Raw genomic sequence first — 26808 nt, forward strand, 5'->3', positions numbered from 1 at the left:
TAGGCAACAACATCAAATATGGAGTTACCATGAGTAACCAAGCAGTAAATAAGGCGCCATCCTCGAAGCCGAGTGGGATGGATCGCTTCTTAAACTTTATCGAACGCGCAGGTAACAAGATCCCAGATCCTGCCATTTTGTTTTTCTGGGCACTTGTTATTACTTGGGCTGCGTCAGCGTTGCTCTCCAACGTTACATTTGACCTGATCAATCCACGTTCGGGTGAAGCTCTTGCAATTAATAACCTTTTGACTGGCGAATCTTTAGCAAGCTTTCTCGCGAATATGGTGACAACCTTTACTGGTTTTGCACCGCTAGGCATCGTGTTAGTCGCGATGTTAGGTGTTGGTGTTGCTGACTCTTCTGGCTTTATTACAACTGGCCTTAAGAAGATGCTTAACTTCACTCCAGCGAAGTTGCTGACTCCAATGCTAATTCTGGTTGCGATCGTTTCGCACACAGCGGCAGATGCGGGCTACGTTCTGGTTATTCCACTAGGTGGTATCATCTTCCATGCGGCAGGTCGTCACCCTCTAGCGGGTATTGCGGCGGCGTTTGCGGGTGTATCAGGTGGCTTCTCAGCTAACTTCATTCCTTCAGGTATTGATCCGCTACTTGCTGGCTTTACACAGACAGCGGCTCAGGTTCTCGATCCAGAATATGTCGTAAACCCACTAGCAAACATCTTCTTTACTGGCCTATCTTCAGTGATCATTGTTGCTATCGGTTGGTACGTGACTGAGAAAATCATCGAACCTCGTCTAGCAAATACGCCTATCGATGAAGATGCGGAAAAAGCACCAGATCTTGGTTCTTTCTCAGAGCTAGAATCAAAAGCGTTCCGTTACGCTGGTTGGGCTATGATGGCGGGTATCGCGCTACTTATCGCTGCGATCATTCCTGAGAATTCAGCACTACGTTCTCCAGCGGGTGAGATTACGGCGTTCTCTGCACCGCTGATGAAATCGATTGTTCCGCTGATCTTTATTTTGTTTATCATCCCAGGCTACGTATATGGCCGTGTTTCAGGTACGTTCAAGACAAGTAACGACATCATTAAAGCGATGGCTGACACTATGTCTACAATGGGCGCGTACATTGTTATGTCGTTCTTCTGTGCACAGTTCCTATCGGCGTTCGCTCAGTCAAACATCGGTACTATGCTAGCGCTTTACGGTGCTCAAGGCCTGAAAGCCATGAACCTACCGGGTGAAGCAACAATCATTGGTATGATTCTACTGACTGCATCTGTAAACCTACTTATTGGTTCTGCGTCAGCGAAGTGGGCTCTGATTGGTCCAATCCTAGTTCCAATGCTAATGGCAGTAGGTATCTCTCCTGAGCTATCTCAAGCGGCATACCGTGTTGGTGACTCGGTGTCTAACATCATTTCACCTCTGATGGTATTCTTCCCGCTAGTTGTGGTTTACTGTCAACGTTACGTGAAGTCGACAGGTATCGGTACACTTGCATCGCTAATGATGCCATTCTCGATTGCAATGTTGATCGGTTGGTCAATCTTCCTCGTTGTCTACTGGATGCTAGGCATCCCTCTAGGTATCCAAGCACCATACACTTACAGCATGTAAGAACGCTGAGATTCCTTAGTAACGTTTAATAAAGCGCTGGTTGAAAGACTGGCGCTTTTTTCATTTCGGCGATAAACCAGACAAATAGAGAGTTCTCCTTTCAGATCACTAACTCTTTGAGTAAAATCACCAGCCCACAGCCGCTATGCTAGATTTTGGAGTTCTCTGTGTCAGATTCTCAATTTACCCCTCAAGATGAACGGTTTATGCGCCGCGCTATCGAGCTTGCTGAGCTTGCCGAAGCAAAGGGAGAAGTGCCAGTCGGTGCGGTCTTAGTCAAAGAGGGTAAAATTATTGCTGAAGGCTGGAATGAGTCAATTGGGCAGCATGATGCTACCGCGCACGCTGAGATGCAGACCATTCGTAAGGCGGGCCTTGTGTTGCAGAACTATCGATTACTCGATACCACACTGTATGTAACGTTAGAACCATGTCCTATGTGTGCAGGAGCGTTATTACATAGTCGAGTCAAGCGAATCGTTTTTGGTGCACCTGATCTTAAGGCCGGTGCGGCAGGAACGGTTCTCAACTTGTTTGAGCATCAAGCCGCTTATCATTATGCAGATGTTGAACAAGGGTTACTTGAAGAAGAGTGCCGGTCTCAGTTACAAGCGTTCTTTAAACGTCGACGCAAAGAGAAGAAACAGCAACGTCAGGCAATACGCTTAGAGCAGATGGACGAAACAAGCAGAGACAAAAAGGACTAAAGGAAAGCGGGTCATAAGCAAACATCTTGTTGTTAAGATGTTTGCTATGCGGGGTTATGCTGCAATAACTAATTGCATAAAGGCGCGGTGACGTGCAATCACCTTTTTCTTGTTGTTACTTAGCATGCGCTTACGGCGATTTGCAGCAACGGTCTTGTTAAGGCGTTTTGACTGCATTTTACGTCTAAGCATAAAACAACCTCCTGTTTTGGTTAATGTTTAATCAAACTCTCAAGTGCAGAGAAGCAATTGATTATGTGACGATAGACGTCTTATACATCGCAATTGTTACAATTCCAAGAAACTTCGCAAGTGATCTTGAACACGATATTATCTCTCAGTGAGTAAATAATGATTAAGTGCGCAGAATTTGACCAAAACTGCACACTTAAACATGGGGGCGCCTACTGATTAGTTGATGGCTCGACGAGGGCTTCAGATTCCAATGTTTCGAACTCATCTTCAGCGCTTAGGTTCTCTTCAGACTCTTCCATTTCAGGCAGTTGGATAACCGCGAGATCATCAATGCTGACGTCGCCATTTTCAACCGTCTGCTGTTCGACGTGTCCAATGATGCTCTGGTAGTAGCGGCGAATATTCTCAACATAGCTGCGAGCTTCATCTCCACGAGCAAAACCGTAGCGAGTTTGGCTGTAGTATTTCTTCTGACGCAGCAGTGGCAGACGATCTTTTACGTCAGACCAAGCATCTGGGTTTCCACCTTGCGTTTTGGTTAGTCTACGTGCATCCATCATGTGACCATAACCCACGTTATAGGACGCCAGCGCAAACCAAATTTTTTCATGCTCATCGATCGAGTCTGGAATTCGAGCCACCATTCTGCGCAAGTACTCAACGCCCCCACGAACGGACTGCTCTGGGTCTAGGCGATTGTTTACACCCACACTTTTTGCAGTGGGGAGAGTCAACATCATCATGCCACGTACACCCGTTGGCGATTTAGCTTTAGGGTTCCAGTGTGACTCTTGATAAGCCAGGGCTGCTACAAGTCTCCAGTCAAACTCATCCGAATACTTTTTAAATAGTGGAGACCACTTCGGTAATTTGGAGTCTAGTGCACGAATGAAAGCACGTGTATCAACATAGTCAAAACTGCCAATGTGACCAATGTATTTCTCTTCAAGCGAAGCGAGATGACCCGATTGGTTAACCGCCCCAAAGAACTCTATGACCAAGCCGTATAAGCTCTCATCTTGAGAACGACGTAAGAACCAAGAGATGGGTTGATCTTCTGTCAGCTCAAAGGCGAGGGCAATATCTGGGTAGATTCGTTGTGAGAGCGAAATTTCTACCGAGTCCGCGACAGTAAAGCGCAGCTCTCCAGAGGAGACCTGCTTAAGTAGATCATTTACGTCGGCATTTGGGTCAATATCATAAGACAATTGTGGCTGTTCGGCCTGAATTGTCGCGAGTGTGCGGTTAAAATGAGAGTCGCTGACAATTCTCAGTACATCTTCACCACTGTTGGCTTCAATAAGCTCAGCCTGCTTCTCAAGCAACTGTTCAAGGTTTCTTGGGCGCCAGTTTCCTTTCTTGTATACAAGCTGTTGACTCACGTAGTAGTAGGCAGGCCCTGGGCGGAAGAGTTTTAGACGCTCTGGAGATTGGCTCAAGCCCGCTGCGATTATATCGATTTCACCATTTTTCAGTGCAGGGTATAGGCTTGATATTCTGTATGCCGGTTTCATTTCAAGCTGGACACCGAGTTCATTGGCAAACTCACGCGCAAGTTCGTAATCCAGTCCCGCAGGGCCATCGGGTCCGATAAAGTAAGAAAGTTGATTGTTGAGTGTGCCAACACGCAATACACCACGTTCTTTAATTAAGTCCAACTCACTCTTTGGTTCGGATTCTATTTGGCAACCAGAAAGCACCAAGGCGCTGAATAGCAACGCGCACACAGACTTAAGTTGGTTTAGATAATGCTTTTTCATTAACGACATTCTCATACATCTAGTAGGGCATTTATATCAAAGTGTCATGACAAGGCAAGATAATCAGTCAGGCTTCGGGATAACTGTTCTGGTAATGAGGAATTTTGGTGTATCTCAAATTTGACAAAAAAAATGACGCAAACGGTTGCTTTTGGTGTTACATCACAAAAATAATTGCTATATAATGCGCTCGCAACAGAGAGGTGCAATCGGCATAAGTTCGAAGTGAGATGTTCTAACTTACTGAATTTATTCCAATATCACCTCAGGTCAATAGACCTTAACCAATTGCATAAGAGACCTAAGCACATGAGAATTTTTCGTGGCTCCCCAGCTCTATCTGAATTTCGTGTTAACAAGCTTCTAGAGCTTTGTCGTGAACTAAGTCTGCCAGTAACTGGCATCTACGCAGAGTTCGCTCACTTTACAGCACTATCAGCTGATCTTGATGCGTCTGAAGTTGAGAAACTTGAAAAACTACTGACTTACGGTCCTACAATTGAAGAGCATGAGCCAGAAGGTTTACTTCTGCTTGTGACTCCTCGTCCTGGAACGATCTCTCCTTGGTCGTCAAAGTCGACGGATATCGCGAACAACTGTGGTCTGGACAAAGTGGTTCGCCTTGAGCGCGGTACGGCTTACTACATCGAATCATCAACCGAACTTACTGAACTTCAACTGGTTGAGCTAAAAGCTATCCTTCATGATCGCATGATGGAAGTCATTTTCACGGATTTCGACTCCGCACAAGCTTTGTTCCAAGTTGCTGAGCCTGCGCCAGTCGCGGATGTTGACCTACTTGCAGGTGGTCGTGATGCGCTTGAAAAAGCAAACGTTACCCTAGGCCTAGCTTTGGCCGATGACGAAATCGAATATCTCTATGATGCGTTCGTTAACAAACTTGAACGCAACCCAACTGACATCGAACTGATGATGTTTGCACAAGCAAACTCAGAGCACTGTCGCCATAAGATCTTTAATGCAGACTGGACTATCGACGGCGTCAAGCAAGAGAAGTCTTTGTTTAAAATGATCAAAAACACTTATGAAGTGACACCAGATAACGTGCTGTCGGCTTACAAAGATAATGCAGCGGTTATGGTGGGTTCTGATGTTGGTCGTTTCTTCCCTAATCCAGAAACACGTCAGTATGGCTACAACCATGAGAAAGCACACATTCTCATGAAGGTGGAAACACATAACCACCCAACGGCAATCTCTCCTTGGCCTGGTGCATCTACGGGCTCAGGTGGTGAAATCCGTGATGAAGGTGCAACCGGCATCGGTGGTAAACCAAAAGCAGGTTTAGTTGGTTTTACCACTTCTAACCTACGTATTCCAAACTTTGAGCAGCCTTGGGAAACCGACTTTGGCAAGCCGGGTCGTATCGTTAACGCTCTTGATATCATGCTAGAAGGTCCTCTAGGTGGTGCCGCGTTCAACAACGAATTTGGTCGTCCAAACCTACTTGGTTACTTCCGTACTTACGAAGAGAAAGTGAATTCTCACGCAGGTGAAGAGATCCGTGGATACCACAAGCCAATTATGATTGCTGGTGGTATGGGTAACATCCGTGAAGAGCACGTACAGAAGAAAGAAATCCCAGTAGGAGCAAGCCTAATTGTGCTTGGTGGTCCTGCAATGAATATCGGCCTTGGTGGCGGTGCTGCTTCTTCTATGGCATCTGGTCAATCAGCCGAAGATCTCGATTTCGCATCAGTTCAGCGTGAAAACCCAGAAATGGAGCGTCGTTGTCAGGAAGTTATCGACCGTTGTTGGCAGCTAGGTGAAGCAAACCCAATCGCATTTATTCACGATGTTGGTGCTGGCGGTATCTCAAACGCACTTCCAGAGCTTGTTGATGACGGTGAACGTGGTGGTATCTTCCAGCTACGTGACGTACCAAATGATGAACCGGGTATGAGCCCGTTAGAGATTTGGTGTAATGAATCCCAAGAGCGTTATGTATTAGCGGTTGCACCAGAAAATATGGCAGCATTTGATGCTATCTGTAAGCGTGAGCGCGCACCGTATGCTGTTGTTGGTATCGCGACAGAAGAACGTGAATTGAAGCTAGAAGATTCACACTTCGACAACACACCAATCGATATGCCGATGGATGTTCTTCTAGGTAAAACGCCGAAGATGCACCGTGACGCGAAAACGCTGAAAGTGAACAACCCTGCGATTGACCGTCAAGGTATTGAACTAAATGATGCGGTAGAGCGCGTTCTACGCTTACCAACAGTGGCTGAGAAAACGTTCCTTATCACGATTGGTGACCGCACCGTAACCGGTCTGGTGGCTCGTGACCAAATGGTGGGCCCATGGCAAGTTCCAGTCGCAAACTGCGCAGTAACAGCAGCAAGCTACGACACTTACCACGGTGAAGCAATGTCAATGGGTGAGCGCACTCCAGTTGCTCTACTAGATTTTGGTGCATCTGCTCGTCTAGCGGTAGGCGAAGCAATCACAAACATCGCTGCGACCAACATTGGCGACATCAAACATATTAAACTGTCTGCAAACTGGATGTCTCCAGCAGGTCACCCAGGTGAAGATGCGGGTCTTTACGAAGCGGTGAAAGCTGTTGGTGAAGAGCTATGTCCGGCGCTTGGACTGACTATCCCAGTTGGTAAAGACTCGATGTCAATGAAAACCAAGTGGGAAGAGAACGGTGAACAGAAAGAAGTGACGTCTCCGCTGTCTCTAATTATCACTGCATTCGCGCGTGTTGAGGATATTCGTAAGACGATTACACCTCAGCTTCGCACCGATAAAGGTGACACAAGCTTGGTACTTATCGACTTGGGTAACGGTAAGAATCGTCTAGGTGCAACAGCGCTTGCACAGGTGTACAAGCAGCTTGGTGACAAACCTGCTGATGTAGACAATGCAGCTCAACTTAAAGGTTTTTACGAGGGTATTCAGGCTCTTGTCGCAAATGACCAAGTTGTGGCTTACCACGATAAAGGCGACGGTGGTCTATTCGTTACTTTGGCCGAAATGGCGTTCGCAGGTCACTGTGGTATCAATGCTGACATCGCCGCCTTGGGTGACGATACGCTTGCGGTTCTGTTCAACGAAGAGCTTGGTGCCGTGATTCAGGTGAAAAATTCTGACCTAGACACAGTTCTTTCAACCTTGGCAGCAAATGGTCTAGAAACTTGTTCACATGTGATCGGTTCAGTTGATGCTTCTGATGAGCTTGTTATTAAGTCTGGTGATTCAGTCGTTCTTGAGCGTAATCGTACTGAACTGCGTACTATCTGGGCAGAAACTACCCATAAAATGCAGGCACTTCGTGACAATCCAGCGTGTGCGGATCAAGAGTTTGAAGCGAAGAAAGATAACTCAGACCCAGGTCTTAACGTTAAATTGAGCTTCGATGTCAAAGAAGATATTGCCGCTCCGTTCATTGCGACAGGTGCTAAGCCGAAAATGGCTATTCTGCGCGAGCAAGGCGTTAACTCTCATGTTGAAATGGCGGCAGCATTTGACCGTGCAGGTTTTGAAGCGACCGATATCCACATGAGCGATATCCTGACTGGTCAGGCTGTTCTGGACCAATACCAAGGTCTCGTTGCCTGTGGTGGTTTCTCTTACGGTGACGTATTGGGTGCAGGGGAAGGCTGGGCGAAGTCTATCTTGTTCAATGAACAAGCGCGCAATCAGTTTGAAGGTTTCTTCAACCGTGAAGATACCTTCTCGCTGGGGGTATGTAATGGCTGTCAGATGCTGTCTAACCTAAAAGAGCTGATCCCTGGTGCAGAACTATGGCCAAGATTCGTACGCAATGAATCTGAGCGTTTTGAAGCGCGCTTTAGTTTAGTCGAAGTTCAGAAGTCAGATTCTGTGTTCTTCGATGGTATGGCGGGTTCGCGTATGCCAATCGCTGTGTCTCATGGTGAAGGGCGTGTTGAAGTTCGTGGTGCGGAGCATCTAGCAGCGATTGAAGCGTCTGGTACTGTTGCTGTGCGTTACGTGGATAACCATGGCAATCCAACTCAGCAATACCCGAACAACCCGAATGGTTCTCCAAATGCGATTACAGGCCTGACAACAACGGATGGTCGTGTGACTATTATGATGCCTCACCCAGAGCGTGTGTTCCGTACAGTGGCAAACTCTTGGGCTCCTGAAGGTTGGGGTGAAAACGGTGCTTGGATGCGTATGTTCCAAAACGCACGTAAGAATGTGGGCTAATCACCAAAGGTGAGTCTGACCCAAAATGAAAAGCGCTGGTGAGAGACTGGCGCTTTTTTTTTGGGCTCGATCTCTTCAGCTCCCTCGTAAAAAACTTGCAGCGTTATGCGGACTTTTGTGCTCTAATACCGCGCTTACCAAGGGATGGTGTTAAACAGCTCAGCTTAGATGGAGTTATCAAGTTGACCGAATCCCTGATTAATCCCTTAGGAAATGAATTAAATGTCTAAAAATCCAAAATTTGCTATTCGCACTTCTGAAAAACGTAACGGTTGGACTGCTGAAATCACTCGCCAAGTGACTTCTCGTAAAACTGTCGTTTCTAAGCGTGAAATGGCTTTTGAAAGCCAAGAGCTTGCTCAAGCGTGGGCAGAGAAAGAACTTGCTGGTTTCGTTAAAAACCAAGCAGAGCGCAACGAACGTAAAGCGGTTCAACGTCAAGAGCGTTTAGAGCGTGAAGCACGCCTAGCTCGTGAAGCTGAAGAAAGAAAAGCACGTCGTTTAGCTCAACGCGCAGCTGATGCTGACGAAGAGTAAAGATTGCTTCTACATATAAAAAACCGCCAAACGGCGGTTTTTTTATCTCTGATCTAGCGCGTTTAGCGAAACTGACCTGCTTCCGGCAAAAAGTCAAAGCCAGCGGTTGATAATTTCGCTTCTAACGCGACTCTATCAATATCGAAAAACGCGGCGAGCTTATCTAAGTCGCCAGCAAAATCGTCACGCAGCTTCATGTTGATGATACTCATCAGCATAACTGGGTCCATTGACTCAAAGTTCGCTAAGTTCATTACTTATCCTCGAAATCTGAAATAAGTAAGTTTGCCGCAGCAAATGCTGCTTTTTCTCGAGTTTCCTTTGGTAAGGACTCATCAGCAGCGATATCATTTAACGCTCTAACTGCACATGAGATAGCTTGTGGGACATAAGCTTGATCTCCACTACCAATCTGGGCATAAAGCTCACGAATTAGATCACAACAGCCGTATACTTGCATGGACTTCACTCCAATAAATAGTCACTGCTGTCAAATATACACAGTCGCTCAAAGAAACTCAAAGCAGGTGCTTGTCCTAGCTCAAGGGTTACCATTAGCTGTCGAATATCTGTTCAATGTTATGTCCTGTTTAACTGTTGCTCTAACTGAAAGGTCACTTCTGGTGACAAGTTGAGTTGTTTAGCGAGTTCTTGGAGATAGGCCTTCTCCATAAAGTTTTGTTCATCAATCACGATCAGCGAAGCGAGATATATTTCAGATGCTTGCTGAGGTGAGCGTGCTAAACGCGCAATTTCAGTCGGATCGAGTGGCTTATTCAGCTCTGAATGAAGGAAATTTTGCAGTTGAAGATCTGCCCCCGCTTGTTTTAGTGTCAGCTCAATTCGTTCCATTTCTTGCTGATCGACATGACCATCGGCTTTCGCTGCTGCAATCATCGCAGTTAAGATCAGTTCGCTGTGGATGTTATCTTCAGCATTAAAGGTATCTTGCTGAGCATTGTGGTTTGGTATCGAGGCGTTTTTATCCTGATAGTCGTTATACACCTTGTACGCCAAAGCGCCTAACGCAGCGACACCGCCAATTTTAAGTGCATTTTTGCCGAGTTTTTTGCTCTTCTTTGAACCCATCAGAAGGGAAACCAAACCGCCGCCGACGGCGCCAGATCCCAGTGATTTTAAAGTGCCTGAACTGGATTGTTGTTTGATGTGTTGTTGGCCTTGTTTAACAAGGTCGGAGTTAAGTGCTTGATTGAGTAAACTTTTGAGATCCATCGCGTGCCTCCATTGGTTGTTAGCACCATAACAGGGGCAAGATGAATGGAAGATTAATATTAGTCGAGGGAATAAAAAAGACGAGCACGTGGCTCGTCTTTTTGTCTTTGGTTCAGCGGATTCCAAATTTGCGTGTTGGGAGTTCGAATTTCTCCACCCCTGCCACTTTCATTTCTGGATGATATTCACATCGTAATATATTGATATTTTACATGATGAACTTTTGTTTTATACGCTGCTGTTGCAAGTATGATGCAGGGTGAAATTATGGCAATTGCAGAATTTAGGCTTTTATATAGTGCTTTAGCGGCGATTTATGGTGAGGTGACGGGGAAGGTTGACTCGGAGCGGGTGTATCGAACTGTGGTCCCGTTAGTGTTAAATGCCATTGACGCTGGCGCAAAATATAACGATAAGGAAATTCAGGATGCAGTTGATGTACTTCATAAGTTGGCTCCTTACGGTATTAGAAGAATGCAATTCAAGCGTGACTATTTACAATCAATAGATGGGCTAAAACGCTTGCCTCGCAATCCAGATATGCTTTCTCCAGCTTATTGGTGGTAACTATGGGTAACAAGGTTATTTTTTATATTGTTATAACGCTGATGATTTTTAGTCGCGTAGCGCTTTTAACATTAACTGACGGGGCGTTGCTGCGTGAGCAATTTATACTAACAAACGTTTATTCAGTGGGTAGTGATGTAATTATTCTTCTAGGTTTATACCTCAGTGCATACAAAAAAAACGTGCCTTATATTTTTGCGCTAGTCATTGTGATTAATACAATCGTATTTGCGCTATACACCGTTAATGACATGCATAGTGTAGCTATGACAGAGAGTGAAAACATAGCTTTATGGGGTACTTGGTTTGTTTATTACTCCATGATATTAAAAAGCCTATTTTCGCTAGTTAAAAGGCAACCGTTAGTTAGCTAGAATAACAAAGGCCCAGTTAATCGAACTGGGCCTTCTAGATTGCGAATTCGTGTTTCTTGGTCTTTCTGGACGTGCTTAAACTTTTAACTGTCTATTTTAGGTCATTCTAAGTGGTTGCTTTGTTGTGATGTTAGGCGGTTTTACTCTTCCGCGTAGCCGTGAATGCTAAGTAGATTACCGTCTAGGTAAGCTTCTTTACCATCTTTCATGACCAAGCGCTCTTCGACTAACCACTTAACGACCATAGGATAGATTCGGTGTTCTTGTGTTTGAACGCGCTCAGTCAATGTGTCTACGGTATCTTCATCGAAGATGGGTACTTTCGCTTGTAGAATCACAGGACCGCCATCCAGCTGTTCTGTAACAAAATGAACGCTAGTACCGTGTTCTTCATCGCCTGCGTGAATTGCACGTTGGTAAGTGTTCAACCCAGGGTATTTAGGCAGTAATGAAGGGTGGATGTTGATCATTCGACCCATGTAGTGGCGAACAAACTCGCCACTAAGGATTCGCATGTAGCCAGCAAGTACGATGACATCAGGTTTGTACTCATCGATTTGCTTCATTAACTCATGGTCGAAAGCATCACGGGTATCGAAGCTTTTTGGATCAAGAAAATGAGCCCCAGCCTCAGCCATTTTCGCACGTTCTAACGCGTACGCATCGGCCTTGTTTGAAAACACGGCTGTGACACGGCCACCAGTAATACTGGTATTACAAGCGTCAATGATTGCTTGTAAGTTTGAACCGTTTCCTGATACTAAAACAACGATACTTTTCATACTTGATTGAACTCTACTTGAATACTAGTTAATTTCTACTTGCTCTTCGCCTGATGCTGCGTTGGCAATCTCACCGATGATCCAAGCGTTTTCGCCTTCAGCTTTTAGCAGTTCAACTGCCGCGCTTGCTTGGTCTTGAGGTAGAGCAACAATAAGGCCCACGCCACAGTTAAATGTGCGGTACATTTCGTGAGTGGTTACGTTGCCTTTTTCTTGTAGCCATTTAAAAATAACTGGCCATTCCCAACTGCTACCATCTACAACGGCTTTGGTACCTTCTGGCAGTACGCGAGGAATGTTTTCCCAGAAACCACCACCTGTAATGTGAGAAATCGCATGGATGTCGTGTTTCTCAATCATTTTTAGTGCTGATTTGATGTAAATCTTGGTCGGCTCTAATAGGTGCTCACCGATTGTGCGGCCAGCTAGCTCTTCGCTTTTGTCTGCGCCAGATACTTCAAGGATCTTACGGATTAGTGAGTAACCGTTTGAGTGAGGGCCACTTGAACCAACGGCAATCAGGGCATCACCAGCGGCGACTTTAGTACCATCAATTACGTCTTCTTTTTCTACAACGCCAACACAGAAACCTGCAACGTCGTAGTCTTCACCTTCGTACATGCCCGGCATTTCTGCGGTTTCGCCACCAATAAGAGCACAACCCGCTTGAACACAGCCATCAGCAATACCTGAGACAACGTCAGCCGCAGTGTCTACGTCAAGCTTACCCGTTGCATAGTAGTCTAGGAAAAATAGTGGCTCAGCACCTTGAACGATAAGGTCGTTCACACACATAGCAACAAGATCGATGCCGATTGTGTCATGCTTTTTCATATCCAAAGCAAGGCGCAGTTTTGTACCCACACCATCTGTACCAGATACTAGAACTGGTTGCTTATATTTAGTTGGTAGTTCACACAATGCGCCAAAACCACCAATTCCACCCATTACTTCTGGGCGACGTGTACGTTTTACAGCACCTTTAATACGGTCAACAAGCGCGTTGCCTGCATCAATATCTACGCCAGCGTCTTTATAGCTAAGAGATGTGTTATCAGCACTCACAGGGAAGTCCTCGGTTTTAAGTTGGATATGAAAACGGCGCTATTCTAACAGTGGATAAACCTATATAGCAAACGTTTGCGCAAGTTTTTTCTTTTGCGCTATGACAAGAAATTGAGAACGAAATCGTTTATAATCTGGAGGTTTGTTTAAATTTTACCTGATATCCGGAGATGGAAATGAAAGTTGTTGAAGTAAAACACCCTCTTGTGAAGCACAAACTTGGTCTAATGAGAGAAGGTGATATCAGCACTAAGCGCTTTCGTGAGCTAGCGACAGAAGTTGGAAGCCTATTAACTTATGAAGCGACAGCGGATTTTGAAACGGAAAAAGTAACCATTGAAGGTTGGAACGGTCCAGTTGAAGTGGACCAAATCAAAGGTAAAAAAGTAACAGTAGTGCCAATCCTACGTGCAGGTCTAGGCATGATGGATGGCGTTCTTGAGCATATGCCAAGTGCACGTATCAGTGTTGTTGGTATCTACCGTGATGAAGAGACACTAGAGCCAGTACCGTACTTTAACAAGCTAGCGTCTAACATGGATGAGCGTATTGCTCTTATTGTTGACCCAATGCTAGCAACTGGCGGTTCTATGATCGCAACGATTGACCTTATAAAAGAGAAAGGTTGTAAAGCTATCAAGGTGCTTGTTCTTGTCGCGGCTCCTGAAGGTATCGAAGCGCTAGAAAAAGCACACCCAGACGTAGAGCTTTACACTGCGGCAATCGACCAAAAGCTAAATGACAAAGGCTACATCGTCCCTGGTCTTGGTGATGCGGGTGACAAGATCTTCGGCACACAATAATCGAAGATTTTAATGATTGCGAAAGAGAGCCATCAGGCTCTCTTTTTTTTGGTCGTAATCTAGAGAATTCAGGGCTGAGCCCTATGGATAACGAGTGTGTCTATGTGAGTAATTCTACTCGCTAGCGAATCGTCTCGAGTCTTACTTCTTCAAACTCAACGTGCCGCCTTGTGGCTTAGCTGGGCGCTGCGCTTTTTCTGAAGTGGGTTTGTAGAAAGTCTTTTTAGCAGGCTTGCCTTTCGATTCTGCTTGTTGGTCACTATTGCGACCTTTCTTAGAGTTTGGAGCATGGCGGAACTCTTCAGCGTTGCGACCTTTAAAGGTACGTTGCTTTTGGTTGCGACGTGCTTTCGACTCTTGATTCTCTTCACGGCTGTCAAATAGTTTCGCGTCAGTTGCTCGACGAATGCGTTTACCTTTCGCGTCGATCTTAGACGCTTCTTCTGTGCCACTTGAGTCTTCACACATAGCAAGAATTTCAGAGACTTCTGCATCGGTTAGGTAGCGCCATTGTCCATTGGGAATACCATCAAGCGAAATGTTCATGATGCGGACGCGGCGAAGTTTAAAGACTTCGTAGCCGAGTGCTTCACACATACGACGTATTTGACGGTTAAGGCCCTGAGTTAACACGATACGGAATGAGTATTTAGTCTCTTTTACAACTTTACAAGGCAAGGTTACGGTATCAAGAATGTTGACGCCGGAAGACATCTTGTTAATGAAGTCATCACTGATTGGCTTATCGACACGAACAACATACTCCTTCTCGTGGTTGTTACCCGCACGGAGGATCTTATTAACGATGTCACCATCATTGGTTAGGAAGATAAGACCGTCAGAAGGCTTGTCGAGACGACCAATTGGGAAAATACGTTTTTTATGGCCGACAAAGTCGACAATGTTGCCAGGTATATCGCGTTCGGTGGTACAAGTAATACCCGTTGGCTTATTCAGAGCGATATAAATAGGTTTGTCGACTGTGGCTGAAATTGGTTTGTCATCAACACGAACGTCGTCACCTGATTGAACCTTAGTTCCCATTTCAGGTACGAGACCATTAATTGTTACGCGGCCTTGTTCAATCAGTCGGTCTGCTTCTCTTCGTGAACAGAATCCCGTCTCACTGATGAATTTATTCAGGCGTTTACCAGTATCTTGTGTCATGTTGTTCTCCTAACGTTTCACAACGGCGGTTAATAAAATGTGCTGATCAAAATATCAACACAGAGAGGGCGCGCATTCTAGCACCGAGCGACAAGTTAACCCAGACGTTTTTGATGTCGTTCGCGCGTTTCTATTTTTTTCTCAGCGCTTTTCCTGAGGAGAACATAAACTGCACCAGTCCCGCCATGAAAGCGTTGAGCACTATGAACACACTGAACTTCTTTGATTTGTTTTAACCACTGAGCAACGAAACTCTTCATTAGAGCTGGTGGATTTGAACGTTCCCCTTTGCCGTGAACAATGACAACGGTACGGATATCCATACGCATACATTGTTTTAGGAACTTAACCACTTCATCCCGAGCTTGTTCTAGTGTTCTTTTATGCAAGTCTAATCTAGCCTGAATAGGATATTTGGCTAGACGCAGCTTTTTATACACGCCATCTTGGACACCATCACGTTTGAACTCGATGACGTCGTCGGGCTTGATCATTTCCGCGTGGTCGATAGACAAATATTCAGGATCATCTTCAGTCAGCCAAATTGCGGCTTCGCGTTTGGCGAGTTGAGCATCCGTTACTTGATGGTGTTTTTTATGTTCGGTTGTATCTTGCTTGAGAGGTTTTACATCCCCCATCATTTGTTGAAACAAACCGAATTCATCGTCTTGAGACATCACGAGATCTCAGCATGGGAAATTAATAACAATATTATACCCAACAGGCGAAGGGAGTGGTCAAGATTTTGTAGCGAGGAAATAAAAAACCGAAGCAGACAATGTATCTACTTCGGTGCATAGCGAATTATCTATTCCGAGAAATAGGGCTAAGCGATTCTAGTGAGGAGATTTGTCGTTCATCACTTTGTAGACGATGAAACCGCCATAGAATAGCATTAGACCTAAGGCTCCAAAGATAACAATCATTGAAGATAGTCCTACCGCATTACCAAATAGGAGATCAAGCCAAAAGTCCATAGTTCCTCCGTTGAATACAAAATGAGATGACAGGGCTTAAGGTAAACCTAGGTTAAATATGCAACACTGATCTGGATCAATTGTTGTTATTAGGTTGCTATTTTGTTTGTCTTGATGTGTTTTTGCTCACACTTTGTCGCCCGTCGATGATGTTTTAGTCAAACGAACTTAATTTTTCAAAAAGTTAGCTAAAATGGCTTGCGTATGTGCTGAGAATCCGTAATATACGCTTCCGTTGACGGGCAATAAGCCTGAAGAGACAACTCGGTGAATAGCGCAGCTTGGTAGCGCATCTGGTTTGGGACCAGAGGGTCGGGGGTTCGAATCCCTCTTCACCGACCACATTTAGAAAGCCGTAGCAGAAATGCTACGGCTTTTGTCGTTTAAGGGTGGGCGGAATAAGCTCATTAGTACTTAAATTCACATTGAGCTTTGGTGCTTTGCGACAACTGAGATATTTTGAAGCCATTATCTTTGAGTAATTGCAGGACGCTTTGCTCACCGAGTAAGTGCAGCGTGCCGACCACAACGACATAACTTCCTTTATTGTCAGGAAGCCAGTTTGGATTCGATAGTTTCTCTGCCCAGTCTAAATTTCTATCGGTCAACAATGAAGATTCGAGTTGCTCGGACATTTCGGTCAGTGTCGCAAATTCATTGAGCTTATCTAAATCACCTGCCTTCCAGCTGTCTATTAGACAGTGGGTAGAATCTTCCGAATGATCAAATTCCTCGATTGCACTGATTAGCATCTCTTTACCAGCTTGGTCTTGCCCAGTAAGAACATCAATCTGGAACTGCAAAGACTCGAGACCGATAACGGGTATTTTCCATAGCGTCGCTTTGTTGGCTAAACGTATATCAACGCCATCGGTTGCTGAGTAACCAAGATACTCTATTTGTTTGAGTTGGATTGCCAAGGCGACGGCCCAAGGTGGTGATAGGAGTAGTTCATTACCATTAAGTTGTAGGAGAGTCGCAATACCCAATAGCTCATCTTGCTGCTGTTTTGTTAAAACATCCTTAGCCACTAAATCGATTGGAGGGTACTGAATCCCACTGGTTTGACGGATATCGGTTTCAACAATTAATCCCTTGCTGGCCTTTAGCTGTTTAAAGATTTTCTCGGGCAAGGGATACATGCTCTCATCGCCTACATGTACGGAACCTATGATGGTATAGGTCAATGGGCCTTTTTGAGCTTTCCAGTATAAAGGCTCAGCGTTAACGCTAATTGAAGCAACCAGTAAACTCAGAACCATCAGTATTTTCATTTCAGCTCCTAACACCATGCGGAAAAATCGTTAAATTGCGTCTTTTTTGACGTAGTTTAGCGAGAGAAAAATGCGTGTTAATTCACGTTTTTATATTTCCCGCTGTTGTTAATTTTAAGATAGAAACGGCATATTGTGATCTTAATTCACCTCTCATAGTAAGCTTTCCCTAGATAATGTGATTTTCCTCTCAGTAATCTCGTTAAAATAAGTCTGTCGATTTTGACGTTTCGTTTAAATGTTTGTTTTTGTTAGGTTTTAAATGCTCATTAAATCTAAATTTTGAGCTTGGTCACTTTTGTAAATTATTAATTTCACGATGCGAAATAACTAGAGATATGTTGAGTTCATCTTGATTAAGAGCCGTCATTTTGAGCTCGATATTTTTCTGGGGTAAGTAAGATGTTTAAACAAAATCTGATTGCAGCGTCAGTATTGGTAACATTGGCTGGTTGTGCATCATTTCAATCAACAGAACAACGCGTGGTGAATTCACTGGCGGAGAATCTTGATGTTCAATATCAAGTACTCACTAACCACGGTGCAAATGAAGGTCTTGCATGTCAGGATTTAGGTGCGGAATGGGCATCATGTAATCAAGTCAATATGACATTGGTGAATCAAGGTGAAGCGATCGACTCAAAAGAGTGGGCTATCTATTTCCACAGCATTCGTCTAATTCTCGATGTAAACAACGAACAGTTCAAAATCACACGAGTGACAGGTGACTTACATAAGCTGGAGCCGACAGATAAATTTGATGGTTTTTCTGCTGGGGAAACCATCGTCCTTCCTCTGATCGGCGAATACTGGCAGTTATTCGAAACGGATTTCATGCCAGGCGCATTCGTTGCAGCACCTAATGCTGAACCTAAAATGATCGCTTCTCTTAATACGGAAGATGTCGCGTCGTTTGTTACTGGGCTTGAAGGGAATAACCTAAAACGAACACCGGATGACAACAACGTTTTTGCTAACGCGGTGTCTCGCTTCGAGAAGAACCAAGATCTAAACGTTCAAGACGTATCGACTACCTTGTTACCAACACCTATGCATGTAGAAGCGGGTGATGGTTTGGTCAGTATTGAGGGCGGCATTGCGCTACCAACGGGCGCATTTGAACCGGCTCAATTCGCCGCCATTCAAGAGCGTGCGGAACTGTTAGGTGTTGATGTCGGTGGAGCTTTACCAGTAAGCGTCACGCTTGTTCCTGCGGACTTTTCGAATGAAATGGCGAAATCCGGTGCGTATGAAATGGTCATTAGCGGCAAAGGTATTGCGATTAAAGCGTTTGACCAAGCGGGTGCATTCTACGCAGTGCAATCTATTTTTGGTCTGATAGACAGCCAAAACCCTGATCACTTACCACAACTGTCTATTAAAGATGCTCCACGTTTCGACTACCGAGGCGTGATGGTGGATGTTGCGCGTAACTTCCACTCTAAAGAGGCGATTCTAGCCACTCTAGACCAGATGGCTGCGTATAAGATGAACAAACTCCATCTTCACCTCACTGATGATGAAGGTTGGCGTATAGAAATCCCGGGTCTGCCTGAGCTGACTGAGATCGGATCAAACCGTTGTTTTGATGAACAAGAGAAAAGCTGTTTACTGCCTCAGCTAGGCTCTGGCGCAACAACGGACAACTTTGGTTCTGGTTACTTCAGCAAAGCAGACTACGTGGAAATCTTGAAATACGCGCAGGCGCGTAATATTGAAGTGATCCCAGAAATTGATATGCCAGCTCACGCTCGTGCCGCCGTGGTTTCTATGGAAGCTCGCTACGACCGTCTCATGGCAGAAGGGAATGAAGCATTAGCAAACGAATATCGTCTGATGGATCCACAAGACACTTCAAACGTTACCACGGTACAGTTCTACAACAAACAGAGCTTTATCAACCCATGTATGGAATCGTCTACTCGTTTTGTCGACAAAGTGATTTCTGAGGTTGCAGCGATGCACGCTGAAGCGGGTGCTCCGTTAACAACATGGCACTTCGGTGGCGATGAAGCAAAAAATATTAAGCTGGGCGCTGGATTCCAAGATGTGAATGCGCAAGACAAAGTGAGCTGGAAAGGTTCGATCGATCTTTCTCAGCAGGACAAACCATTTGCACGTTCACCACAATGTCAGACATTAATCGAAGATGGCACGGTCAGTGATTATGGACATTTACCGAGCTACTTTGCTGAGCAGGTATCAAAAATTGTTGCAGAGAAGGGTATTCCAAGCTTCCAAGCATGGCAAGATGGCTTGAAATACAGTGAAGGTGCAGAGGCGTTTGCAACACAAAACAAACGCGTTAATTTCTGGGACGTTCTTTACTGGGGTGGTACATCATCTGTTTATGAGTGGTCTAAGAAAGGTTACGACGTCATCGTTTCAAACCCAGATTACGTTTATATGGACATGCCTTATGAGGTAGATCCTAAAGAACGCGGGTACTACTGGGCGACACGCGCTACAGACACTCGCAAGATGTTTGGCTTTGCACCAGAGAACATGCCGCAGAACGCAGAAACATCTCTAGATCGTGATGGCAATGGTTTTACTGGTAAAGGTGAGGTTGAAGCGAAGCCATTCTACGGTCTATCTGCACAGCTTTGGTCTGAGACGGTTCGTAATGATGAGCAGTACGAATACATGGTATTCCCACGCGTCCTCGCGGCAGCGGAACGCGCATGGCATCGCGCTGGCTGGGAGAATGACTACAAAGTAGGAGTAGAATACTCTCAGAATACCAATCTCGTCGATAAAGCCGCGTTAAACCAAGACTACAACCGCTTTGCGAACGTACTTGGCCAACGTGAACTGGCGAAACTTGAAAAATCGGGTATCGACTATCGTTTACCTGTACCTGGTGCGAAATTGGAAAATGGTCAACTTACAATGAATGTTCAGTTTCCAGGGGTTGAGCTTCAATACTCTATTGATGGCGAGACGTGGATGACTTATTCAGACCAAGACCGCCCGATGGTAGCAGGGGAAGTATTCATCCGTTCAGTATCAGCAACGGGTGAGAAAGCGAGCCGTGTTACTCGTGTGAAATAGCTCTGCATTGTCAGATAAGCAAACGCCCAGCCTAAAAGGCTGGGCGTTTATTATTAAGATAAGCGAGTTACGCGACTTGAGCTTGTTGCTCTTCGACCTGCTCCGCGTTGCTAATAGGTGTTTCTGCACCGTGCATCCAACGAACGAGCGTATTTGAGAACAGAAGTAAGACAACACCAGAGATCGTTGCTGCCACAGCGATGCCTCCGAAAATCGGCAGCGCACCTAGCTCGCCTACGTGTGAACCGATCAAACCGGCGACATAGTTGGCAATGGCATTGAAGCCGAACCACGCACCCATCATTAGCGATGCAAGACGAAGAGGTGCTAGCTTAGTTACAAGTGACAGACCAATTGGTGATAGGCAAAGTTCGCCAAGAGTATGGAAGAAAAACGCACCTACTAGCCACATCATTGATGTCTTAACGCTAGTGTCACCGCCTTGCTCCATTACAGCGCCTACCATGCATAGGAAACCAAGTGCCAAGAAGAATAGCGCTAGCGCAAACTTCACTGGAGAATTTGGTTCTTTTGGCCCCAGTTTTACCCATAGCGCAGCGAGTAGCGGAGCGAGGGTAATAATGAAGAATGGGTTAAGTGACTGGAACCAAGCCGCTGGAACTTCAAAACTGCCAATCATACGATCGGTATACTGCTGAGTGTAGATGTTCATCAATCCGCCAGCTTGTTCAAAGCCTGCCCAGAACACGATAACAAACAGACCCATTACTAGAATGACTTTTAAGCGATCAACTTCTTGTTTGGTTAACGGCTGTTTGGTCGCCGATTGTTTCTTTTCAAGATCACGAGCCGCTGCGGGCACAACGCCTATGTTGCCCAGCCAAGACTTAGCCAAAGTCATTTGCATGATTAAGCTGATGATCATACCTAGACCCGCGACCATAAATCCGGCCTTCCAACCAAATTCATTGGTGACAGAACCTGATACGACACCGGCAATCAGAGCACCTAGGTTGATGCCCATGTAGAAGATAGTAAATGCGCCATCGCGACGGTTATCACCTTCTTGGTAAAGATCACCAACCATAGTGGAAATGTTTGGCTTGAACAGACCATTACCAAGGATCAGTAACGCAAGGCCAAGATAGAAGCTGTGAGTGACGCTCAACCCAATCATATCGGCAGGCAGAGCGAGTGTGAACTGACCAACCGCCATCAAAGCACCACCAATCAGAATCGAACGGCGTTGACCTAAGTAGTTGTCGGCAAGATAGCCACCTATCATCGGTGTGATATAGACAAGTCCAGTATAGATGCCGTAGAGGTCTAGGGCATCTTTAGTCGACCAACCTAATCCACCGTTGATAGTAGTATCGGTCAAATAAAGAACTAAGATCGCGCGCATCGCGTAGTAAGAGAAACGCTCCCAAAGCTCAGTACCAAAAAGTAGGAACAAGCCTCTAGGATGTCCAAAAAATTGTTGATGTTGGTTTGTCATAAGTTTTACTAATTTGAGTTATTACAGTTTTTTATTTTTCTCTACATATACTCCTTAGACTTATTCTCTGCAAATGGCGTTCAGCTATGGTTTTTATTGAAATTGATTTTAAGTGTTTGAATTTAAATGTTTATTTTCCGAGTGGGTAAGGGGCTTGGCCGTGCCACAAACTTAGTTTCCAAAACTGAGGTGTGTTTTCGAGATTGTTACATTTATGGAGAATGTGAATGGTTTGTTGGGGTATAAATAAAAAAGGCACCTAAATAGGTGCCTTTGGATAAGTCGTTGCTGGCTTAGTAAGCGTCGTTATGTACGCTCTTAACCGCACGTCCTGAAGGGTCAGCCATATTTTTGAATGACTCATCCCATTCAATCGCTTTCGCTGAAGAACAGGCTACCGATGGACCGCCAGGAACACATTCTGCTGCTGATGGCAGAGGGAACAACTCTTCAAAGATCTCACGGTATACGTAGCCTTCTTTAGTTGTTGGTGTGTTGTATGGGAAGCGGTAAGACGCTGTTTCCATTTGTTGGTCTGTGATTTTCGCTTCAGCCACTTCTTTTAGTGTGTCAATCCAGCTGTAGCCGACGCCATCTGAGAATTGCTCTTTCTGACGCCATGCGATTGAGTCTGGTAGGTAATGTTCGAAACACTCACGCAGGATGTGTTTTTCCATCTTACCATTGCCGCACATCTTGTCTGCTGGGTTGAGACGCATTGCGACATCAATGAACTCTTTGTCTAGGAAAGGTACACGACCTTCGACACCCCAAGCCGCAAGAGACTTGTTGGCACGAGCACAGTCAAACATGTTAAGTGCAAGCAGTTTACGTACTGTCTCTTCGTGGAACTCTTGAGCGTTTGGTGCTTTGTGGAAGTAGAGATAGCCACCAAAGATTTCATCCGCGCCTTCACCTGATAGCACCATCTTGATGCCCATCGCTTTGATCTTACGTCCCATCAAGAACATTGGTGTCGATGCACGAATCGTCGTCACGTCGTATGTCTCGATATGGTAAATCACGTCACGAATGGCATCTAGACCTTCTTGAATGGTGTAAGTCATTTCGTGGTGAACGGTACCAATTTTTTCAGCAACTTCACGTGCGGCTTTAAGATCTGGTGCGCCTTCTAAGCCAACCGCAAAGGAGTGTAGTTGAGGCCACCATGCTTCTGATTTCTCATCATCTTCGATACGCATAGCCGCAAAGCGTTTTGCTACCGCAGAAGTGATTGATGAGTCAAGGCCACCAGACAGTAGAACACCGTAAGGAACGTCGGTCATCAGTTGGCGTTTAACCGCTGCTTCCAACGCTTCTTTTAGTTCTTCTTTGCTGCTGCTGTTACCTTGAACTGCCGCGTACTCGTTCCAGTCACGAATGTAGTAACGTTGTGGCTCTGAGTCTGTGCTGCTGTAGTAACTGCCTGGAGGGAATTCACTCACGGTTTTACATACAGGCACTAAGGCTTTCATTTCTGAAGCGACATAGTAGTTACCATGCTCGTCGTAGCCTTGGTAAAGAGGAATGATACCGATGTGGTCACGGCCAATCAGGTATTGATCTTTCTCTTCATCGTACAGTACGAATGCAAAGATACCGTTCAGTTCTTCAAGCAAATCGGCACCCATATCTTGGTACAGGGCTAAGATCACTTCACAGTCTGAATCTGTTTGGAAGTCGTACTTGCCTTCATAACGAGCGCGGATCTCTTTGTGGTTGTAGATTTCGCCGTTAACCGCAAGGATGTGTTTCTTGTCTGGACTGTATAGAGGCTGCGCACCACTGTTTAGACCTACGATTGCAAGGCGCTCATGCGCAAGAATGGCTTTTGGTGATGAGTAGATACCAGACCAGTCTGGGCCACGGTGGCGAAGCTTTTTAGACATTTCCAACGCGACTGGACGTAGCGCTTCTGCATCACTTTTGATGTCTAAAATACCAAAAATTGAACACATACAACTTCCCTTTAAATTTCATTTAATCTGTTAAGTTCAATTTGCCATTCTGATTAAAAAAATCAACCTTCAATGATAAAAAAAATCAATAAAAAGCCATTGTGTTAGATGGCGTTTAATTAAAGTGTATTTTTGGTGAATGATTTTCACTAAAGGTCGTTTTTTGTTCGCTGGGTGTAAAAAAGGCAGCGAAATTGCTGCCTTAGTTTTATTTATGGTTTAGAGAACGAGGGTTGTAATTGTTCACAAACATGACGGGCAAAACCGCTACCTGCCTCATTATAGATATTGAATGCCGCATCGACACCATCTTGAATGAGTGCGTCCAACTGATCGGGATACTCTGCAATCGCGGCAATTTGACCTTGGAAATTACGGCGCTTTAATTGTTCGAGTGCGATTTGATTACCTTGGTGGTGTGGCATAGCTAATAGCACCAGCTTAACATTTGCAGTGTCTAAGATGCGCTCCCAGAAGTCTGGGTCGGTCGCATCGCCTGCAATAACGTTTCGACCATGGCTTTTATGAACGTGTGCAGCGTCTTCACGTACTTCAATACCTAAACTGATTTTTCCATAACGTTTACGCAGTTCATCGTAAGCACCGGTACCAATTCGACCCATGCCGAGGATAAGTACTTGAGCGTGTCCGGGATTAATTAACTGGTCACGTGTGTTTAGCGTTTCTGCTGCGTGCTCGCGCAACCAACGACCAGAGCGTTGATACAATGCATGACCGTGACGGTTGATCGGGGCGGCTAAGACAAATGAAATTGAAACAGATATCGCTAAGGCAACGAGAATGTCACTGCTCATCCAGCCCATTTTATACGCCAGTCCCCCAACAATAAGACCGAATTCACTGAAGTTGAACAGGCTTAATGACGCCAATAGAGACGTACGGACACGGAACTTAAAGCCGTTAAGTACAAGAAAATAGAGGATGCCTTTGAGAGGCAGTAGCATCAAGAAGAGTAGCGCCAACGCAAGACCTGATAGCGTTGGTTGAGCTGAGAGCCCAATGTTGAGGAAGAAACAGACTAAGAACAGCTCCTTGAGGTTGAAAAGCGATTTAGATAGCTCTGACGCTTTTTTATGCCCAGCAAGCAGCATACCGAGGATCAGCGCGCCTAAATCTGGCTTCATTCCAACCAACTCAAATAACCCCGCGCCTGCGACGAGTGCAAAGAAGATTCCAAGTAGAACCAACATCTCACCATGGCCTACCCAGTCAAGCATCTTGTAAAATAGAGGTCTAAGAAGTGGTAACGCGAATAACCCAATCGCATACCACTCGGGGAGTTTACCCGTTGATGCCGTTAAGAAGACCACCGCAAAAATATCCTGCATAACTAAGATACCAATGGCGATGGTACCGTAGGTCGCGTTCATTTCCCCTTTCTCTTGTAGCGATTTCACTGCAAATACGGTACTTGAGAAAGAGAGCGCAAAGCCAAGTAGCAGCAGTTGGTCAATAGACATGGCCGCTAATGAACTTACGCCAAGAAACTTAAAGCAGAACAGAACAACGCTGAAAAGGGCAGTGGAGAGTAGGTTATGAACCGTTGCCCCTGCCCATATTTCTTTGGAGAGTAAGGTTTTAATGTCGAGCTTTAAGCCGATGGTAAAGAGAAGTAGCGTGACCCCTAAATCGGCCAAAGTGATGATGGTTTCATTAGATTGATAGCCAAATGCATGTAATGCAAAGCCTGCTAACAAAAAGCCGACCAGTGGAGGTAGGTTACATTTGAGCGCAATAAAGCCAGCTAGGAAAGCGGCTGAAATTAAAATGAGTTCCATATAGTTGCGATTTCGTCCTAAAAAAAAGGGCTACATATTCGTAGCCCGTTATTCTAACTCAATTAGTTGCTTACTGGTGCAGAAGATTAATCTTCTAACAATTTTTGTAACAAAACGCCATTTAACATCGCACGCTTAACCATAGCAAACGCACCTAAGGTCGGTTTCTTGTCGATTTGAGAGGCAACAATCGGTAATCCGCTATGGAACGTGGTCAAAGATTGATTTTCGACGTTACGGCGGATGGCTGGGAAGACGATCTCTTCACACTGAGTGATATCACCCGCGATCACGACTTTTTGTGGGTTGAATAAGTTAATGGTAATTGCAATTGCTTTACCAAGTTGATTACCCACGCGCACTAGACTCTGTTTTGCTAACTCATCACCTAGGTTGGCGTGTTCGCAGACATCAGATATACGGATAGTTTCAAGAGCAGTCAGACTGGACTCATAGCCTTGTTTAATCAGCTTGTTTACGCGCTCGACGATGGCAGGGTTAGCGGCAACCGTTTCAAGACAGCCAAAATTACCACATTGGCATTGCTCTCCCAGTGGATCGATCTGGATGTGACCAATCTCACCTACGTTACGGTTATAGCCAAGGAATACCTGACCGTTAACAATGATACCTGCACCTGTACCGCGGTGAACACTGACTAAGATTGAATCCTGACAATCTTTACTCGCACCAAAGTAATGCTCTGCCAATGCCATACCACGTACGTCGTTGCCGACAAAACATTGAACATGGAAAGTCTTTTCAATCACATCCGATAGCGCAAGGTTATCGATCGTGATGTTTGGCATGTATTCAACAACACCTGTCTCTGGATTCACCAGACCCGGTAGAATCACACCAATAGCGATCAATTGATTGATGCTTGTTTGATGGGTTTGAATAAAAGTCTTTAAGTGAGACAGCAAACCTTCAACCAATTCTTCCTCGGTTGTGTAGAAGAATTCGTTGTAGTCTGAAGCAAGCTCTTTGGCACCTAAATCATAAAGGCTGAATTGAATGTAATCTCGCCCTAGGCGAATCGCAACAGAGTGGAATGGCTCTACTTCTGTTGTGAGTGATATCGCGCGACGTCCACCTGTAGAAGCTTGTTGCGCGACCTCTTTGATTAGGCCGCGCTCGAGGAGTTGGCGGGTGATTTTTGTAACACTGGCAGGAGCCAGTTGACTGACGTCTGCAACTTGGATCCTAGAAATAGGGCCCTGCTGGTCAATCAGTCTATAAACTGCTGCACTATTTAGTTGTTTTACTAAATCTACGTTACCTATTTGTCCGCCATTCATT

Annotated in this window: 23 protein-coding genes and 1 tRNA gene; 9 read left to right on the forward strand and 15 right to left on the reverse strand. The window is 45.2% G+C overall.

Annotated elements, in window-relative coordinates:
* Positions 1–29 precede the first annotated feature (29 nt).
* Entirely contained in the window at positions 30–1589 is a 1560-nt protein-coding gene (locus ACQEXP_RS14670; RefSeq protein WP_269378172.1) for an AbgT family transporter, read from the forward strand.
* A 167-nt stretch (positions 1590–1756) separates the two neighbouring features.
* The gene (gene tadA, locus ACQEXP_RS14675; RefSeq protein WP_426970661.1) at positions 1757–2296 is read left to right on the forward strand and encodes a tRNA adenosine(34) deaminase TadA; all 540 of its coding nucleotides are present in this window, start codon (positions 1757–1759) and stop codon (positions 2294–2296) included.
* 54 nt (positions 2297–2350) lie between these two features.
* Here tadA and ACQEXP_RS14680 read toward each other — a convergent pair whose 3' ends face one another.
* Both ACQEXP_RS14680 and mltF read right to left on the reverse strand, forming a co-directional pair.
* The gene (locus ACQEXP_RS14680) at positions 2351–2488 is read right to left on the reverse strand and encodes a hypothetical protein (protein ID WP_269378174.1); all 138 of its coding nucleotides are present in this window, start codon (positions 2486–2488) and stop codon (positions 2351–2353) included.
* Positions 2489–2700: 212 nt separating this feature from the next.
* Positions 2701–4251: a membrane-bound lytic murein transglycosylase MltF gene (mltF, locus tag ACQEXP_RS14685; RefSeq protein ID WP_426970663.1), complete on the reverse strand. Its 1551-nt coding sequence runs from the start codon at positions 4249–4251 to the stop codon at positions 2701–2703.
* Between the two features lie 309 nt (positions 4252–4560).
* Here mltF and purL point away from each other — a divergent pair, with 309 nt between their 5' ends.
* Both purL and ACQEXP_RS14695 read left to right on the forward strand, forming a co-directional pair.
* Positions 4561–8457 carry a phosphoribosylformylglycinamidine synthase gene (gene purL, locus ACQEXP_RS14690; RefSeq protein WP_426970665.1) on the forward strand — a complete coding sequence of 1299 codons (3897 nt, stop codon included), beginning with the start codon at positions 4561–4563 and terminating at the stop codon, positions 8455–8457.
* A 222-nt stretch (positions 8458–8679) separates the two neighbouring features.
* Positions 8680–8994 (forward strand): DUF3622 domain-containing protein, encoded by a 315-nt coding sequence (locus ACQEXP_RS14695; RefSeq protein ID WP_138971760.1) that lies wholly within the window; start codon positions 8680–8682, stop codon positions 8992–8994.
* Positions 8995–9056: 62 nt separating this feature from the next.
* Here ACQEXP_RS14695 and ACQEXP_RS14700 read toward each other — a convergent pair whose 3' ends face one another.
* The 3 genes from ACQEXP_RS14700 to ACQEXP_RS14710 form a co-directional block, all read right to left on the reverse strand.
* The gene (locus tag ACQEXP_RS14700; protein WP_269378177.1) at positions 9057–9248 is read right to left on the reverse strand and encodes a DUF4250 domain-containing protein; all 192 of its coding nucleotides are present in this window, start codon (positions 9246–9248) and stop codon (positions 9057–9059) included.
* Positions 9248–9454: a YaeP family protein gene (locus tag ACQEXP_RS14705; RefSeq protein ID WP_269378178.1), complete on the reverse strand. Its 207-nt coding sequence runs from the start codon at positions 9452–9454 to the stop codon at positions 9248–9250. Before ACQEXP_RS14705 ends, ACQEXP_RS14700 begins: the two co-directional genes overlap by 1 nt.
* 119 nt (positions 9455–9573) lie before the next feature.
* Positions 9574–10227 (reverse strand): tellurite resistance TerB family protein, encoded by a 654-nt coding sequence (locus ACQEXP_RS14710; protein WP_426970669.1) that lies wholly within the window; start codon positions 10225–10227, stop codon positions 9574–9576.
* A gap of 267 nt (positions 10228–10494) precedes the next feature.
* On the opposite strand from ACQEXP_RS14710, the gene ACQEXP_RS14715 reads away from it, so the two are divergent.
* Both ACQEXP_RS14715 and ACQEXP_RS14720 read left to right on the forward strand, forming a co-directional pair.
* Entirely contained in the window at positions 10495–10794 is a 300-nt protein-coding gene (locus ACQEXP_RS14715) for a hypothetical protein (protein WP_426970671.1), read from the forward strand.
* 2 nt (positions 10795–10796) lie between these two features.
* Positions 10797–11168: a hypothetical protein gene (locus ACQEXP_RS14720; RefSeq protein WP_426970672.1), complete on the forward strand. Its 372-nt coding sequence runs from the start codon at positions 10797–10799 to the stop codon at positions 11166–11168.
* Positions 11169–11308: 140 nt separating this feature from the next.
* Here ACQEXP_RS14720 and purN read toward each other — a convergent pair whose 3' ends face one another.
* Positions 11309–11950, reverse strand: a complete 642-nt coding sequence (gene purN / locus ACQEXP_RS14725) for a phosphoribosylglycinamide formyltransferase (RefSeq protein WP_331417701.1) — start codon at positions 11948–11950, stop codon at positions 11309–11311.
* Between the two features lie 24 nt (positions 11951–11974).
* Positions 11975–13015 carry a phosphoribosylformylglycinamidine cyclo-ligase gene (purM, locus tag ACQEXP_RS14730; RefSeq protein WP_426970674.1) on the reverse strand — a complete coding sequence of 347 codons (1041 nt, stop codon included), beginning with the start codon at positions 13013–13015 and terminating at the stop codon, positions 11975–11977.
* Between the two features lie 176 nt (positions 13016–13191).
* Here purM and upp point away from each other — a divergent pair, with 176 nt between their 5' ends.
* A complete protein-coding gene (gene upp / locus ACQEXP_RS14735; RefSeq protein WP_269378182.1) occupies positions 13192–13818 on the forward strand; it encodes a uracil phosphoribosyltransferase in 627 nt (208 codons plus the stop codon).
* Between the two features lie 141 nt (positions 13819–13959).
* On the opposite strand, the gene rluF is transcribed toward upp, so the two are convergent.
* The 3 genes from rluF to ACQEXP_RS14750 form a co-directional block, all read right to left on the reverse strand.
* Positions 13960–14985, reverse strand: coding sequence for a 23S rRNA pseudouridine(2604) synthase RluF (gene rluF, locus ACQEXP_RS14740; RefSeq protein WP_426970676.1), 1026 nt, complete (start codon positions 14983–14985; stop codon positions 13960–13962).
* Between the two features lie 95 nt (positions 14986–15080).
* Positions 15081–15662, reverse strand: a complete 582-nt coding sequence (smrA, locus tag ACQEXP_RS14745; protein WP_138971768.1) for a DNA endonuclease SmrA — start codon at positions 15660–15662, stop codon at positions 15081–15083.
* Positions 15663–15821: 159 nt separating this feature from the next.
* A complete protein-coding gene (locus ACQEXP_RS14750) occupies positions 15822–15962 on the reverse strand; it encodes a DUF3149 domain-containing protein (RefSeq protein ID WP_011078358.1) in 141 nt (46 codons plus the stop codon).
* Positions 15963–16227: 265 nt separating this feature from the next.
* Between ACQEXP_RS14750 and ACQEXP_RS14755 the strand changes: the two genes are divergently transcribed.
* A tRNA-Pro gene (locus ACQEXP_RS14755) sits at positions 16228–16304 on the forward strand.
* Between the two features lie 65 nt (positions 16305–16369).
* On the opposite strand, the gene ACQEXP_RS14760 is transcribed toward ACQEXP_RS14755, so the two are convergent.
* Positions 16370–17236, reverse strand: a complete 867-nt coding sequence (locus tag ACQEXP_RS14760) for a TraB/GumN family protein (protein WP_426970678.1) — start codon at positions 17234–17236, stop codon at positions 16370–16372.
* A 402-nt stretch (positions 17237–17638) separates the two neighbouring features.
* On the opposite strand from ACQEXP_RS14760, the gene ACQEXP_RS14765 reads away from it, so the two are divergent.
* On the forward strand, positions 17639–20290 hold the full coding sequence (locus ACQEXP_RS14765; protein ID WP_426970680.1) for a beta-N-acetylhexosaminidase: 2652 nt from the start codon (positions 17639–17641) through the stop codon (positions 20288–20290).
* Between the two features lie 67 nt (positions 20291–20357).
* Here ACQEXP_RS14765 and ACQEXP_RS14770 read toward each other — a convergent pair whose 3' ends face one another.
* The 4 genes from ACQEXP_RS14770 to nagC form a co-directional block, all read right to left on the reverse strand.
* Positions 20358–21749 (reverse strand): peptide MFS transporter, encoded by a 1392-nt coding sequence (locus ACQEXP_RS14770; RefSeq protein ID WP_269378187.1) that lies wholly within the window; start codon positions 21747–21749, stop codon positions 20358–20360.
* Positions 21750–22042: 293 nt separating this feature from the next.
* Positions 22043–23707: an asparagine synthase B gene (asnB, locus tag ACQEXP_RS14775; RefSeq protein ID WP_269378188.1), complete on the reverse strand. Its 1665-nt coding sequence runs from the start codon at positions 23705–23707 to the stop codon at positions 22043–22045.
* Positions 23708–23919: 212 nt separating this feature from the next.
* Positions 23920–25506, reverse strand: coding sequence for a cation:proton antiporter family protein (locus ACQEXP_RS14780; protein ID WP_269378189.1), 1587 nt, complete (start codon positions 25504–25506; stop codon positions 23920–23922).
* 86 nt (positions 25507–25592) lie between these two features.
* On the reverse strand, positions 25593–26807 hold the full coding sequence (gene nagC, locus ACQEXP_RS14785; protein ID WP_138971774.1) for a DNA-binding transcriptional regulator NagC: 1215 nt from the start codon (positions 26805–26807) through the stop codon (positions 25593–25595).
* Position 26808: the final 1 nt, after the last annotated feature.

This window comes from Vibrio sp. TRT 1302 (assembly GCF_050113875.1).
Classification (GTDB): Bacteria; Pseudomonadota; Gammaproteobacteria; order Enterobacterales; family Vibrionaceae; genus Vibrio.

Excerpts from the sequence above, each read along its gene's own strand:
- ACQEXP_RS14670 (WP_269378172.1), top strand. The coding sequence starts at position 30 with ATGAGTAACCAAGCAGTAAATAAGGCGCCATCCTCGAAGCCGAGTGGG.
- ACQEXP_RS14680 (WP_269378174.1), bottom strand. The coding sequence starts at position 2,488 with ATGCTTAGACGTAAAATGCAGTCAAAACGCCTTAACAAGACCGTTGCT.
- mltF (WP_426970663.1), bottom strand. The coding sequence starts at position 4,251 with ATGAAAAAGCATTATCTAAACCAACTTAAGTCTGTGTGCGCGTTGCTA.
- purL (WP_426970665.1), top strand. The coding sequence starts at position 4,561 with ATGAGAATTTTTCGTGGCTCCCCAGCTCTATCTGAATTTCGTGTTAAC.
- ACQEXP_RS14695 (WP_138971760.1), top strand. The coding sequence starts at position 8,680 with ATGTCTAAAAATCCAAAATTTGCTATTCGCACTTCTGAAAAACGTAAC.
- ACQEXP_RS14700 (WP_269378177.1), bottom strand. The coding sequence starts at position 9,248 with ATGAACTTAGCGAACTTTGAGTCAATGGACCCAGTTATGCTGATGAGT.
- ACQEXP_RS14705 (WP_269378178.1), bottom strand. The coding sequence starts at position 9,454 with ATGCAAGTATACGGCTGTTGTGATCTAATTCGTGAGCTTTATGCCCAG.
- ACQEXP_RS14710 (WP_426970669.1), bottom strand. The coding sequence starts at position 10,227 with ATGGATCTCAAAAGTTTACTCAATCAAGCACTTAACTCCGACCTTGTT.
- ACQEXP_RS14715 (WP_426970671.1), top strand. The coding sequence starts at position 10,495 with ATGGCAATTGCAGAATTTAGGCTTTTATATAGTGCTTTAGCGGCGATT.
- ACQEXP_RS14720 (WP_426970672.1), top strand. The coding sequence starts at position 10,797 with ATGGGTAACAAGGTTATTTTTTATATTGTTATAACGCTGATGATTTTT.
- purN (WP_331417701.1), bottom strand. The coding sequence starts at position 11,950 with ATGAAAAGTATCGTTGTTTTAGTATCAGGAAACGGTTCAAACTTACAA.
- upp (WP_269378182.1), top strand. The coding sequence starts at position 13,192 with ATGAAAGTTGTTGAAGTAAAACACCCTCTTGTGAAGCACAAACTTGGT.
- rluF (WP_426970676.1), bottom strand. The coding sequence starts at position 14,985 with ATGACACAAGATACTGGTAAACGCCTGAATAAATTCATCAGTGAGACG.
- smrA (WP_138971768.1), bottom strand. The coding sequence starts at position 15,662 with ATGTCTCAAGACGATGAATTCGGTTTGTTTCAACAAATGATGGGGGAT.
- ACQEXP_RS14750 (WP_011078358.1), bottom strand. The coding sequence starts at position 15,962 with ATGGACTTTTGGCTTGATCTCCTATTTGGTAATGCGGTAGGACTATCT.
- ACQEXP_RS14760 (WP_426970678.1), bottom strand. The coding sequence starts at position 17,236 with ATGAAAATACTGATGGTTCTGAGTTTACTGGTTGCTTCAATTAGCGTT.
- ACQEXP_RS14765 (WP_426970680.1), top strand. The coding sequence starts at position 17,639 with ATGTTTAAACAAAATCTGATTGCAGCGTCAGTATTGGTAACATTGGCT.
- ACQEXP_RS14770 (WP_269378187.1), bottom strand. The coding sequence starts at position 21,749 with ATGACAAACCAACATCAACAATTTTTTGGACATCCTAGAGGCTTGTTC.
- asnB (WP_269378188.1), bottom strand. The coding sequence starts at position 23,707 with ATGTGTTCAATTTTTGGTATTTTAGACATCAAAAGTGATGCAGAAGCG.
- ACQEXP_RS14780 (WP_269378189.1), bottom strand. The coding sequence starts at position 25,506 with ATGGAACTCATTTTAATTTCAGCCGCTTTCCTAGCTGGCTTTATTGCG.
- nagC (WP_138971774.1), bottom strand. The coding sequence starts at position 26,807 with ATGAATGGCGGACAAATAGGTAACGTAGATTTAGTAAAACAACTAAAT.